Annotated in this window: 12 protein-coding genes; 5 read left to right on the top strand and 7 right to left on the bottom strand. The window is 71.5% G+C overall.

Features of this window, described 5'->3' with window-relative positions:
• Positions 1 to 45 precede the first annotated feature (45 nt).
• From ACPYIS_RS08590 to ACPYIS_RS08575, 4 genes are all read left to right on the top strand, one after another.
• Positions 46 to 585: a tetratricopeptide repeat protein gene (locus tag ACPYIS_RS08590; RefSeq protein WP_424894733.1), complete on the top strand. Its 540-nt coding sequence runs from the start codon at positions 46 to 48 to the stop codon at positions 583 to 585.
• A gap of 168 nt (positions 586 to 753) precedes the next feature.
• Positions 754 to 1,263 carry a peptidylprolyl isomerase gene (locus ACPYIS_RS08585; RefSeq protein WP_299019304.1) on the top strand — a complete coding sequence of 170 codons (510 nt, stop codon included), beginning with the start codon at positions 754 to 756 and terminating at the stop codon, positions 1,261 to 1,263.
• Between the two features lie 19 nt (positions 1,264 to 1,282).
• Complete coding sequence (locus ACPYIS_RS08580) at positions 1,283 to 2,101, top strand: UDP-2,3-diacylglucosamine diphosphatase (protein ID WP_299019302.1); 819 nt, start codon at positions 1,283 to 1,285, stop codon at positions 2,099 to 2,101.
• Positions 2,098 to 3,057 carry a zinc-dependent peptidase gene (locus tag ACPYIS_RS08575; protein WP_299019300.1) on the top strand — a complete coding sequence of 320 codons (960 nt, stop codon included), beginning with the start codon at positions 2,098 to 2,100 and terminating at the stop codon, positions 3,055 to 3,057. The genes ACPYIS_RS08580 and ACPYIS_RS08575 overlap by 4 nt, the downstream gene beginning before the upstream one ends.
• Here ACPYIS_RS08575 and ACPYIS_RS08570 read toward each other — a convergent pair.
• From ACPYIS_RS08570 to ACPYIS_RS08540, 7 genes are all read right to left on the bottom strand, one after another.
• Entirely contained in the window at positions 3,035 to 5,539 is a 2,505-nt protein-coding gene (locus ACPYIS_RS08570; protein WP_424894734.1) for a DUF349 domain-containing protein, read from the bottom strand. The two genes, ACPYIS_RS08575 and ACPYIS_RS08570, sit on opposite strands and share 23 nt — an antisense overlap.
• Positions 5,540 to 5,676: 137 nt before the next feature.
• Complete coding sequence (locus ACPYIS_RS08565) at positions 5,677 to 6,372, bottom strand: CBS domain-containing protein (protein ID WP_299020881.1); 696 nt, start codon at positions 6,370 to 6,372, stop codon at positions 5,677 to 5,679.
• 58 nt (positions 6,373 to 6,430) lie between these two features.
• A complete protein-coding gene (gene hemW / locus ACPYIS_RS08560) occupies positions 6,431 to 7,657 on the bottom strand; it encodes a radical SAM family heme chaperone HemW (RefSeq protein ID WP_424860126.1) in 1,227 nt (408 codons plus the stop codon).
• Positions 7,654 to 8,283, bottom strand: a complete 630-nt coding sequence (locus ACPYIS_RS08555) for a non-canonical purine NTP pyrophosphatase (protein ID WP_424859538.1) — start codon at positions 8,281 to 8,283, stop codon at positions 7,654 to 7,656. The genes hemW and ACPYIS_RS08555 overlap by 4 nt, the downstream gene beginning before the upstream one ends.
• Positions 8,284 to 8,287: 4 nt before the next feature.
• Positions 8,288 to 9,052: a ribonuclease PH gene (gene rph / locus ACPYIS_RS08550; protein ID WP_299020763.1), complete on the bottom strand. Its 765-nt coding sequence runs from the start codon at positions 9,050 to 9,052 to the stop codon at positions 8,288 to 8,290.
• 15 nt (positions 9,053 to 9,067) lie between these two features.
• Entirely contained in the window at positions 9,068 to 10,009 is a 942-nt protein-coding gene (locus tag ACPYIS_RS08545; RefSeq protein ID WP_424859539.1) for a PP2C family protein-serine/threonine phosphatase, read from the bottom strand.
• Complete coding sequence (locus ACPYIS_RS08540) at positions 10,006 to 11,022, bottom strand: serine/threonine-protein kinase (RefSeq protein ID WP_424859540.1); 1,017 nt, start codon at positions 11,020 to 11,022, stop codon at positions 10,006 to 10,008. The genes ACPYIS_RS08545 and ACPYIS_RS08540 overlap by 4 nt, the downstream gene beginning before the upstream one ends.
• 73 nt (positions 11,023 to 11,095) lie before the next feature.
• Between ACPYIS_RS08540 and ACPYIS_RS08535 the strand changes: the two genes are divergently transcribed.
• The gene (locus tag ACPYIS_RS08535; protein WP_424860127.1) at positions 11,096 to 12,007 is read left to right on the top strand and encodes a YicC/YloC family endoribonuclease; all 912 of its coding nucleotides are present in this window, start codon (positions 11,096 to 11,098) and stop codon (positions 12,005 to 12,007) included.
• The last annotated feature ends 1 nt before the right edge of the window (position 12,008 follow it).

Genomic DNA, 12,008 nt, shown 5'->3' with positions numbered 1-12,008 from the left:
CATCCCCCCTCCCCCACCACCCAGCGGCCCCCCCGCCGGCCGCGTGTGCCACGCCTGGGTGCGCTCGCGCTGCTGAGTCTGGCACTGGGCGTGTTGTCGCCTGCGCTGGCGCAATCCGCATCACCGGCCGCGCCGTACGCCGACGTCCAGCGCCTCATCGCCACCCAGTCCTGGCCGCTGGCGCAGCAGCGCCTGCAGCAGTGGCTGCAGGATCATCCCGGCGACCCGCAGGCCCGCCTGCTGCTGGGCGTGGTGCTGGCCGGCCAGGGCGACGTCGACGCGGCGCGCCAGGTGTACGAAGCGCTGATCCAGGCCTACCCCGAACTGCCCGAACCGCACAACAACCTGGCGGTGTTGCACGCGGCGCACGGTCGGCTGGCCGAGGCACGCGCAGCGCTCGAAGACGCCATTCGCGCCAACCCCGACTACGCCACGGCCCACCGCAACCTGGGCGACGTATACGCCCGGCTGGCGCTGGGCCACTGGCAGCGCGCGCTGGCGCTACAACCCGACATGCCCGAGTTGCGCGAGCGCGCGCAGGCGCTGCGCTCGCTGCTGCAGCCGCCTGTCCCGGCCACTCGTTGACCCTCGACCGCTTTGCTTGCCATGCATCGTCCGACACCACCCGTGCACCGCCGCGCCCTGCTGGGCCTGCTGGCCTGCGGCGCCGCCGTGGGCTGGACCGCCGCGCGCGCCCAAGCCGCGCCCACCCCGTCCGGGGCGAAAAGCCCCTCCTCCACCGGAGCCCGTTCCATGAACCCCCAAGTCGAACTCCACATCGCCGGCCACGGCGTCATCACGCTCGAACTCGACGCCGCCAAGGCGCCCAAGACGGTCGAAAACTTTTTGCAATACGTGCGCGACGGGCATTACGACGGCACGATCTTTCACCGCGTCATCGATGGCTTCATGATCCAGGGCGGCGGCTTTGAGCCGGGCATGAAGCAAAAGCCCACGCGCGCGCCGATCGAAAACGAAGCCACCAACGGCCTGAAAAACGACCGCTACACGATCGCGATGGCGCGCACGCAAGCCCCGCACTCGGCCACGGCGCAGTTTTTCATCAATGTTGCCGACAACGGGTTTTTGAACCACACCGCCCCCACCCTGCAGGGCTGGGGCTACGCGGTGTTCGGCAAGGTCAAATCCGGCACCGAGGTGGTCGACGCCATCCGCAAGGTGGCCACCGGACGCCGGGGCTTCCACGACGACGTGCCGCTGCAAGACGTGGTGATCACCAAGGCCGTTGTCGTCAACCCCTGACGGCGCACCGGCGCCTGCCATGGACGGCCCCACGCTGCGCGACCGCATCGATGCGCCGACCACTTGGCGCCGCGTCGACTGCGTGTCGGATGTGCACTTGCACGCCCAAGACCCAGCAACCGCACGCGCTTGGTTGTCGTACCTGGCTGCCGCCCCGTTCGATGCGCTGCTGATTCTGGGTGACCTGTTCGAGGTATGGGTGGGCGACGACGTGCTGACGGCCGACCCGGCCCTCGACCCCGAGATCGCCTTCGCACAGGCGCAGGCGGGCGCGATCGGCGCCCTGGCGCGTCGGCGGCCCGTGTACGTGATGCACGGCAACCGTGACTTCTTGTTGGGTGCCGCCTTTGCCGCCGCCACGGGTGTCGAGCGGCTGGCCGACCCGACCCGGCTCGAGTGGGGCGGCGTGCGTTGGCTGCTCAGCCACGGCGACGCCTGGTGCCTGGACGACGGCGACTATCAGGCGTTTCGCGCCGAGGTGCGCGCCGCGCCTTGGCAGGCGGCGTTTTTGGCACAACCCCTGCCGCAGCGGCTGCAGCAGGCCCGCGCCCTGCGCGAACGCAGCCAAGCGCACCAGGCCCGGCAACGGGCCAGCGGACGCCCGCCCACCGACGTCGATGCCGCCACGGCCGCGCGCGCCGTGGCCGACGCGGGCGCGGCGGGGCTGATCCATGGACACACCCACCGCCCTGGCGCGCACCGCCTGCCGGGCGGCGCCTGGCGCTTGGTGCTCAGCGACTGGGACGCGGCAGCCCACCCGGCGCGACTGCAGGTGCTCAGCCTGGATGCGCAGGGCGGCTGGCAGGCGCGCGCCCTGCCCGACGCCCTGGCCCCATGAGCGTCACCGCCCCCACACCAGACCCGGATTGGATGCGTGGACTGCGGCGGCTCGCCCGCACATGGCGGCGCTGGCTGCAGCGCTGGCAGCGCCGTCGGCGTGCCCAGCGCGGCGACGGCAGCGCCATCCCGGACGCCTTGTGGAACCCCGTGGTGGCGGCATTGCCGCCGCTGCAGGCGCTCGACGCCAACGAGCGCGCACGCCTGCGCGACCTGTGCGCCGCCTTTTTGGCGCGCAAAGAGTTCAGCGGCGCACACGGGCTGGTCGTCGACGATCGCATGGCGCTGCTGGTGGCCGCGCAGGCGTGCCTGCCGCTGCGCCACCGCGGGCTGGCGGCGCTGGCGTGGTACGACGATTTCGTCGGTATCGTCTTGCACCCGGACGAGGTGGTGGCCCCCCGCCGCGTGCGCGACGACGCGGGTGTGGAACACATTTACGAAGAAGAACTGGCCGGCGAGGCCATGCAGGGTGGCCCCATCGTGCTGGCGTGGCCGCGCGTGCAGGGCGCCAGCCCCACCGCGCCGGGAGTCGGCCACAACTTGGTGATCCACGAATTCGCGCACGCGATCGATCTGCACGGCAAACCACTGGGCCAGCCCGCTGATGGTTGCCCGCTGCTGCCGCCCGGTTTTTTGGGGCTGTCCGACGCGCAGGCGCGGCGCCATTGGCACGACGTGCTGCACGAGGCGCTGGCGGTGCACCGCGAGCGCGTGGCCCTGCACGAGCGCTTCGGCGGCCCAGCCCCCTGGCTGGACGCGTATGGCGCCGAGTCACCGGCGGAGTTCTTTGCCGTCGCGTGCGAGGCGTATTGCGTGGCGCGCGAACGGCTGGCAGCCGAGCATCCGCGGCTGGTCGAGCTGTTCGATGCGTTTTTCGGCCGCCCACCCGATGCGACCACGGGCACGGGCGCGGGCGGGTTGGGTGACCGCAGCGTCAGCGGCGCAGCAACACCCTGAGCGCGGCCTGCAGACGCCGCTCGGCCGCCGGGTCGTGCGCACTGGCCAGCACCTGCGCCACGTCCTGCGTCCAGGTCTCGGCGGGGCCGGGCTCGTGTCGGCGCGTCAGCAGCTGCAACTGCAATTGGCGCCGGGCGTCCAGGTGCTCGGCTGGGGTCGGCACCTCGGCCGCGATCTCCAGCCGCAGCAAGGCCTGCATCGCCTGGGCCGCATCGGCGGGGGGGCGCTGCAAGGCTTGCACCCAGGCGCTGCGCGCCGCCGCGGCCTGGCGCCCGCCCAACTGCTGCGCCGCGGGTATGCGGGCCGGGTCGCGCGTCGCCCAGGCGGCCAGCAGCGCCGACAACGCCTCGCCCTGGGTACGGGCGGCCAACTGGCGCAGCTTTGCCTCTGCCTGCTCGAGGGCCTGCCGCTGGGCTCGAAACGCCGCATCCCCCAAACGCGGGCGTGGCGCCACATCGCTGCGCGCAGGGCGCGGCGGCCGCTGCGCGCGCAGCGACGCGCCCTTGTCTGCGGGCCCACTGCGCGCCGCCACCGGGGCAGCACCGGGGCGATCGTCACCCCGGCGCGCGACCACGGGCCGTGGCCCGGCACCCGCCGCTTCGGGCGTGGCGGCACTGGCATCCGGCGCCGACTCGGCCGGGGCAGCCGCCGCGCTCACCGGGTCCTCGTCGGCCACCCCTTCGCCCTCGGCGGCCGCGCGCAAGGCCGCCATGGCGGCGCGGATCTGCTGCGCGTCGTCGCTGGCGCACGCTGCCTCCAGCGCCCGGGCCGCGTCGAGCACGGCGGCGTCGAGCCGGCTGGTGACGGCCTGCGCCTTGTCGCGCTCGGCGCTCTTGCGGGCAAAGGCGGCGTCGATGGGCTGGCGGAATGCCTCCCACAGCTTTTGTTCCTTGCGGCGATCCAGGGGCACGCGGTGCGCCTCTTCCTGCCAGCGCTGCTGCAGCGCTTTGACGGCATCGAGCCGCAGGCGCGGCTCGGCAGCCAGCGCCTGGGCCTCAGCAATGAGCGCCTGCCGCCGCGCCACGCTGTCGGCCTGCGCCGCCTCGATCCGCTCGTGGGCCGCGGCCATCGCCGCTTTCCACAGCGGCTGCAGCTCGGCAAAGGTCTTTTCACTCACGTGGCCGCCCTGGCGCCAGCGTTCGGCAAAGGCATGCAAATCGCGCAGCTGCGCGCGCCAGTCGTCGCTGTCGGCGTGGGCGGCCGTCCAAGCCTTGACCTCCTCGATGAGGGCCAAGCGCGCCTGGCGCGCAGCTTCGTTTTGCGCTTTGAGCTCGCGCCGCCAGGCCTCCACCGCCTGATACGCCTGGTTGCATGCCTCGTCGAAGCGCTTCCACAGCGCGTGGTTCGAGGTGCCCCCCTGGTCGATTTGCTTCCACTGCTCGCGCAGCTGCCGGATCGTTTCCTGCAGCTTGCGCCCGGTGGGGCGCTCGGTCTCCGGCCCCTGGGTCAGGGCCAGCGCCTGGGCCAGCAGCCCCTCGCGCAACTGGTCGGCGCGCCAGCGCTGCCAGTCTTCCAACTCTTTGGCCTTGGCCAACGCCGCTTGGGCGCGTGCCTCGAGCTCGGGGCCCGCATGGCGACCGTGCACTTTGACCGCATGGCGCAGTTCACCGGCGTAGCGCCCCATCGCCTTGGTGTGGCCCTCGGCCAGCTCACGCTCCAGCGCCTCGATGGCCGGCAGCAACACCGACTGCGCCAACGCCTGCACCGCCTTCGGCACGGGCACAGCGCTTTCCTCGCGCGCGGGCGATGGCTCGCCGCGCGCGGCGCGAATCTCGTCGGCCCAGACCGGCACGCCGGGCAGGGGCGCTTGGCCGTCGGCCAGCGCCGCCACCGCCTGCGCCAGCGCGGCATCGAAAGCTTGCCACACCGCCTCGAGCTGCTGGCGTGCGCCGTCGAGCTGGGCCGGGTAGCGCGGATCAAGATCCGCCCAGCCGGGCGACTCGACCAACGCCGCTGCGCGCTGCTGCCAGTCCTGCACGTCTTGGGCCAGCGCGTCGCGCGCGGCCTGCGCATCAGCCACCGGTTTGGTCGACAGCAGGTCGATGCGCTGCACGAGCAGCCCCGCCGCTTCGCGTTCGACCTGGATGCGGGTTTGTAAATCTTCGATCGCCTTCATGCGTTCACTCAGGCGCTGGCGCAGGCCCGCCAGCGGCTCGCGCGACAGCGGCGCACCGGCCTTGGCAGCGTCGCGCTGCCAGGCCATGGCGTCGGCCAGATTCAGGCGCGGCGCGGCCAGCAAGGCCTCGGCACGGGCCGCCCACTCGGCGGCAATGGCGTCTTGTGCACGCGCGCGGCGCCGCTCGTCGAGGCGCTCGCGCACCAGCTTGGCCGCCCCTTTGTCGCGCCCCGCGAGTTCGCGGTAGACCTCGGACAACGCCTCGATCGAGGGGTCGGTCGCCAGCCAGTCGCGCAGGCGGGCCGCACGCTCGCCGGAGGTGGGCGCGGTGAAGGCGCCGCCGGTGCGCTGGTCGAGTTCGGACAAAGTGGCTTTCGCGGAGGAAGATTCGGACGCGTTCACGGTTGGGGCGCGGTCTGGCCGCTGGGCAAGACGGGTGACGAAAAAGAAAACGAGGATGGCGGCATCGCGCGTGCGTGCCGGTGCCAACGCCTTATTGTCGCTCACCCGGCCCACAGGTCGAGCGGCGGGTCGTGCACCACGGCCTTGAGCACGTCGCTGCGCGAGACGAAGCCGATCAATCCGCCCGCCTCGCTGACCACCGGCAGCCCCGGCAATCCCGTGACCAGCAGCGCCAACGCCAGGCGCCGCAGCGGGGTTTCGGGGGTGACGGCGGGCACCGGGGTGATCATGATGGCCGCCAGAGGCTGCGCCAGAAAGCTGCGCCAGACCAGGACGCTGTCCTCCGGGCGGGGCAGGCGCTCCGGGCTGAGCAGCTGGCCACGGGTAAACAAGCCCACCAGCCGCCCCTGCGCATCGAGCACCGGGGCCTGTCCCACGTCCTGCTCCGCCAGGCGGCGCCAGCCATCGGCCACCGTCATGCTCTCGTCGACCGTGACGGTCTGCGCCGCCATCACGTCCCGCACATGCTCCAGCGGGTGGCGCTGCGGCGCGGGGTGCTGCACCTCGCCATACGCCTGCACGGCCGCGGCGGCGGGCCGCGGCAGGGGCGGCGCCGCACCGTCGCGCGCGTGCGCCCGCTCCGCCAGCAACGAATAGCCACTGTCGGCAAAATCAGGCCGGTCCACCGGCGTCGACAGCGCCCGCACGCGCGCGGACTGCAGCGTGGGCAACACGCGCCGCAGATCTTCGATCGGGCCGCGGTACATCAGGCCCGAGGTGCCGTAGATGGCCAGCATGTTCACCCTCCAGTGCGCAGCGCCGCCGCGTGGCTGCGCCGACTGCGGGGAGAGGCCGTCAGTCGGGCAGGAACAGCGCCTGCAGATCGCTCAACCAGTCGAACCCCAGCGCGCTGGGTGCCACCCAGCCGTCGTCACGCACGACCAGCCAGCCGCGCTCGCGCGCCTGTTCGATCGTCGCCGATACCGCCTTCATCGGCAAGCCCGTGCGTTCACTAAAGGTGCGCAGCGCAAAGCCGTCGCGCAAGCGCAGCGCGTTGAGCATGAATTCGAAGGGCAGGTCGCGCGCCGTGACCTCGTGTTCCTGCGCCACCGGCTGGCCCGCCAGCGCCTGCTCGACATAGCGCGCCGGGTCACGCCAGCGCACCTGGCGCATGATGCGCTCGGCAAAGCTGAGTTTGCCGTGCGCCCCGGCGCCGATGCCCAGGTAGTCGCCAAACTGCCAGTAGTTGAGGTTGTGCCGACAGCGATGCCCGCGCCGGGCATAGGCAGAGACCTCGTAGCGCTGCAGACCGGCGGCCGCCGTGCGCTCGGTGATCGCGTCCAGCATGGCCGCTGCCGTGTCGTCGTCCGGCAGCACCGGCGGCTGGTGCGCAAACGCGGTGTTGCGCTCGATCGTCAGGTGATAGACCGACAGGTGCGGCGGCGCCACCGCCAACGCCACGTCCAGGTCGCGCTGCAGGTCGGGCAAGGTCTGCCCGGGCAGCGCGTACATCAGGTCGAGGTTGAAGGTCTCGAAGTGGCGCGCCGCCTCCTCGACGGCCGCGCGGGCCTGCGCCGCGTCATGCACGCGTCCGAGCGCGCGCAAAAAGCGGTCGTCGAAGCTTTGCACCCCGATGCTCAGCCGCGTCACGCCAGCGGCGCGAAAGGCAGCGAAGCGCGCGCGCTCGAACGTACCCGGGTTGGCCTCCAGCGTGACCTCGGCATCCGGCTCCAGCGGCAGGCGCGCGCGCACCTGCGACAGCAGCTCGCCGATGACCTCGGGGTCGAACAGGCTGGGCGTGCCGCCGCCGATGAAGACGCTGACCACCGGCCGCCCCCACACCTGCGGCAGGCTCGCCTCCAGATCGACCAGCAGCGCGCGCACATAGTCGCGCTGAGGCAGCGGCCCGCGCTGGTGCTTGGCCGCCCCCCACTCGTGCGAGTTGAAGTCGCAGTACGGACACTTGCGCAGGCACCACGGCAGATGGATGTACAGCGCCAGCGGCGGCAGGTGCGTCAGACGGAGCTGACCCGGGCGCTGCCACTGCAGCACCGCCTCGGCAGCGACCGGCGTCGGGCTCATGGCTGCGGCCACGCGCGCTCCTGCATCAACGCCAGCATCGCACGTGCAGCACGTCCGCGGTGGCTGTGCGCATTCTTGACGTCAGTGGGCAGCTGGGCGAAGGTGCAGCCGAACGTGGGCAGAAACATGACCGGATCGAAACCGAAGCCGCCCTCACCCACTGGCTCGTGGGTGATCACCCCCTCGACCCGGCCCGTGGCCACCAGCGGCTCGGGGTCGTCCGCGTGGCGCAGCGCCACCAGGGTACTGACCATGGCGGCGCGCCGGTCGGTCACGCCACGCATTTGCTCCAGCAGCGCGCGCACGTTGTTGGCGTCGCTCTTGGGGTAGCCGAACTGCGTGCAGAAATGCGCGGTGTCGACGCCCGGCCGCCCCCCCCAGGCCGCGACGCACAGGCCGGCGTCGTCGGCCAGCGCGGGCAGGCCGCTGGCCGCGGCCGCATGGCGCGCCTTGGCCAGCGCGTTTTCTAGAAACGTGCGGTGCGGCTCGGGCGCCTCGGGAATGCCCAGACTGCCCTGCGTGACCAGCTCCAGCCCCAGCGGCGCGAACAAGGCCTGCAACTCCGCCAGCTTGCCCGCGTTGTTGGACGCCAGCACCAGACGGCGCGGTATGACCGGTGCGGTCATCGCCTCACCCCACCTCGGCGCCCGCCAGCACCGCACGCTGCAGGGCGATGAGTTGCTGGATGCCGCGCTCGGCCAGCTCGAGCAGACGCTGCAACGCCTCACGGCCAAAAGGCTCGCCCTCGGCCGTGCCCTGCACCTCGACATACTGCCCGGCCCCGGTCATGACGACGTTCATGTCGGTCGCGCAGCCCGCGTCCTCCACGTAGTCCAGATCGAGCACCGGCACGCCGTCCACGATGCCCACCGACACCGCCGCCACCGGGTGCCGGATCGGGTTGCGCTCGAGCTTGCCTTCCGCCAGCAGGCGCTGCACCGCATCGTGCGCGGCCACGTAGGCGCCGGTGATGGCGGCGGTGCGCGTGCCGCCATCGGCCTGCAGCACGTCGCAGTCCAGCGTCAGGGTGCGCTCGCCCAACGCCGCCAGGTCGAATACCGCACGCAGCGAGCGGCCAATGAGGCGCTGGATCTCCTGCGTGCGGCCGCTTTGTTTGCCGCGCGCCGCCTCGCGCTCGCTGCGGGTGTGGGTCGAGCGCGGCAGCATGCCGTACTCCGCCGTCACCCAGCCCTCGCCGCTGCCTTTTTTGTGCGGCGGCACGCGCTCTTCCACCGACGCCGTGCACAGCACGCGCGTGCGGCCGAACTCGATCAACACCGATCCCTCGGCGTGGACGGTGTAGCCGCGGGTGATGCGCACCGGGCGCAATTCGTCGGGGGCGCGGCCGTCGTGGCGGCGCTGGGCACTGGCTGTCAGAAACGTGTCGTCGGTCATGGAAAGGGTCGAAGTTCAAGAGGGGCGCTTGCGCTCCGGTCGCGTCGGCACCTGGGCCGGGGGTGTCTGGCGCCGGGTGCGACGGATGGCGTCGTTGATTTCGGCAATGGTACGCTCGATCTCGGCGTCGTCGAGCTCGGCAGCGGGCAACCCCTCAGCCGGCAGCGGGGCGGGCGCAGCCGCCGCGTGCGCCAGCCACGCCGGCTCGAGCACCTGAGTGGAGGGAAATCCATCGTCGGCCTGCCACTCCAGCCCGATGAGCGAGACGTTGTCACCGTGCCGCCCGCCCCGCCGCACGGCCAGCTCGGACAGCTGCGCCACCGCATCGGCCAGCGGCACCCCATACAGGCCGGAGGCCAGGTCGTCGTCGTCCATCACTGCCCACAGCCCGTCGGAGCACAACAGCACGCGATCGCCATGCCGCAACGCCACCGGCCCCAGCACATCGTACAGCGGCGGCGTGTCCGATCCCAGACAGGTGAACAACACGCTGCGGGACACGCTGGCGGGCCGCGTGGCGAACAGCTCCGGCTTGTCGTGGTAGCTGTGGTCGCGCGTGCGCGCGACCAACCGCCCGTCCCGCGCCCAGTACAGGCGCGAGTCGCCGCTGTGCAGCGCGGTCAGCTCGCCGTCCTGCACCACGGCAGCCACGACCGTCGTGCGGGGATGCTCGGTGCGGTGATGCGCGTGGGCAAAATCGACGATGGCCTGGCTGGCTTGCATCACGGTCGCCTCCAGAAACGCCCGGGGGTCGGCCAGCTTCGGGACGGCTTGCCCGACGAAAGCTTGCACGAAGGTGCGCACCGCGATGTCCGCCGCCTGGTCCCCGTCGGGATGCCCCCCCATGCCGTCGGCCAGCACCAGCAGCACGGCCTGTCGGGTGTCGGTGTAGCCCACGCGGTCTTCGTTGCGCGCCCGCCCGCCGATGTGGCTGGCCTGGTAGACGGAAAACTTCACGGCGGCTCCAGAAAGCTGGAACGCTGACTCTGCGGGGTGGCCGCCGACGCCGTGCGCGTCAGACCGAGACGGTCACGCCAGCGCTGCCACCACGGCGCCGCGACCGCCTCCTCGAGCGAGTCCTCGCGCGCCAGCTCGCGTTGCAGTGCAAACACCGACTGCGGCCGCGACAGGGGGTCGAGCGCCATGCACCACTGCACCACCTGGATCAGGTTGTCCGAGTACACCCCGCGCAAGCGGGCCAGCGAGGCCGGCAGCCGGTCCTTGTCCTGGCGCTGGGGCGCATCGTGCGGCGGATAGCCCTGCATGCACGCGTACAGGCAGGCGCCGATGGCGTAGATGTCGGTCCACGGCCCCAACCCCGCTCCCCCGGTGCGGCGGTACATCTCGGGCGCGGCAAAGCCGGGGGTGTACATGGGCCGCACGAACGTGCCTTCGGTGTTGAGCACCTCGCGCGCCGCGCCGAAGTCGATCAGCACCGCGCGGTTGTCGTCCGTGATGAAAATGTTGGCCGGCTTGATGTCGAGGTGCAGCATCTTGTGCTGGTGCACGATGCGCAACCCGCGCAAAATCTCGTCGAAAAGCGAGCGTATGGTCGCTTCGCGCAGCACCTTTTTGCGCTGCCGACTGCGTGCGGCGACGATGAACTCCTGCAGCGATGCGCCGCGCAGGTAGTCCATCACCATGTAGACAGTCTCGTTTTCGCGAAAGAAATTGAGGACGCCCACGACCGCCGGGTGCGAAATTTGCGCCAGTGCGCGGCCTTCCTCAAAAAAGCTGCGCAGGCCCAAGCGATACAAGGCTTGTTTGTCCGGCGCCACGACCGGCAGCAGCTCGCCGGGGGCTCGCATCGCGAGCGAGGCCGGCAGGTACTCCTTGATCGCGACCTCCTGGCCATGGGCGTCGAGGGCCAGATAGACCAGCCCGAAGCCACCGGCCGCTAGCAGGCGCACGATCCGGTAGCCGCCGATCACGGTGTCTGGCGGCAGGGGAGCTGGCTTGGTCTTTGACATAATCGGTGCATGCGCAACCCCCGCCCCCAGCGACCGACGCCGCCCGCGGGGCCGCCCTCCATCTGAAATGCCAATGCCAGTGTACAGCATGACCGGCTATGCCACGGGGCAAACCGACCCCGCAGCGGCACGGGCCGACACCGATGCCCCCCAGCGCGCGATGGGCACCATCGGGTTAGAGGTGCGCGCCGTCAACAGCCGCTTTCTGGACCTGTCGCTGCGCCTGCCCGACGAGCTGCGTACTGCCGAGCCCGCCTTGCGCGAGTGTGTCGCGGCACGCGTACGGCGCGGCAAGGTGGAACTGCGCGCCTGGATCGAGCAACGGGGCGAGGCAGCGCTGCGCGCGCCCAGCGCGGTCGAGCTGCAGCGGCTGTCGGGCGTACAGGAGCAAGTGCAAGCCTGGCTGCCGCAGGCCCGGGGACTCTCGGTGGCCGAAGTGCTGCAGCTCGCCCAGCGCGGAAATGCCTCTGGTACGGATTGGCGTGAGCCGCTGCTCGCACTGGCGCAGCGCGTGCTCGATGACTTCAACGCGGCGCGCGAGCGCGAAGGCGCCCGGCTGGTAGCGATGCTGAGGGACCGGGTGGCGCAACTGCGCGCGCTCGCCGAGCAGGCCGCCCCCCTCGTGCCGCAGGTCGTGGCACAGCAGCGGGAGCGCTTCTTGCAGCGTTTTCACGATGCGCTGGGTGCCACGCCAGCCGACCCCGCCGCGCTGCAGGAGCGCGCGTTGGCCGAAGCGGCGGCCTTCGCCGTGCGGGTGGACGTGGCCGAGGAGCTTACCCGGCTGCAGTCACACCTGACGGAAATCGAGCGGCTGCTCGAGCGCGGCGGCGAGGTCGGCAAGCGGCTCGACTTCCTGATCCAAGAGCTGCACCGCGAAGCCAACACGCTGGGCTCGAAGTCGGCCAGCCTCGAACTCACGCGCCTGTCGGTCGACATGAAAGTGCTGATCGAGCAGCTGCGCGAACAGGTCCAAAACCTCGAATGAA

It is taken from the genome of Tepidimonas sp. HKU78 (assembly GCF_049860815.1).
GTDB lineage: Bacteria > Pseudomonadota > Gammaproteobacteria > Burkholderiales > Burkholderiaceae_C > Tepidimonas.
The sequence above is the reverse complement of the archived record's forward strand: the minus strand, read 5'-3'. Positions and strand labels throughout refer to the sequence as shown.

Coding starts and splice junctions, on each gene's coding strand:
- ACPYIS_RS08585 (WP_299019304.1), top strand. CDS start 754: ATGAACCCCCAAGTCGAACTCCACATCGCCGGCCACGGCGTCATCACG.
- ACPYIS_RS08580 (WP_299019302.1), top strand. CDS start 1,283: ATGGACGGCCCCACGCTGCGCGACCGCATCGATGCGCCGACCACTTGG.
- ACPYIS_RS08575 (WP_299019300.1), top strand. CDS start 2,098: ATGAGCGTCACCGCCCCCACACCAGACCCGGATTGGATGCGTGGACTG.
- ACPYIS_RS08565 (WP_299020881.1), bottom strand. CDS start 6,372: ATGCTGGCCATCTACGGCACCTCGGGCCTGATGTACCGCGGCCCGATC.
- hemW (WP_424860126.1), bottom strand. CDS start 7,657: ATGAGCCCGACGCCGGTCGCTGCCGAGGCGGTGCTGCAGTGGCAGCGC.
- ACPYIS_RS08555 (WP_424859538.1), bottom strand. CDS start 8,283: ATGACCGCACCGGTCATACCGCGCCGTCTGGTGCTGGCGTCCAACAAC.
- rph (WP_299020763.1), bottom strand. CDS start 9,052: ATGACCGACGACACGTTTCTGACAGCCAGTGCCCAGCGCCGCCACGAC.
- ACPYIS_RS08540 (WP_424859540.1), bottom strand. CDS start 11,022: ATGTCAAAGACCAAGCCAGCTCCCCTGCCGCCAGACACCGTGATCGGC.
- ACPYIS_RS08535 (WP_424860127.1), top strand. CDS start 11,096: ATGCCAGTGTACAGCATGACCGGCTATGCCACGGGGCAAACCGACCCC.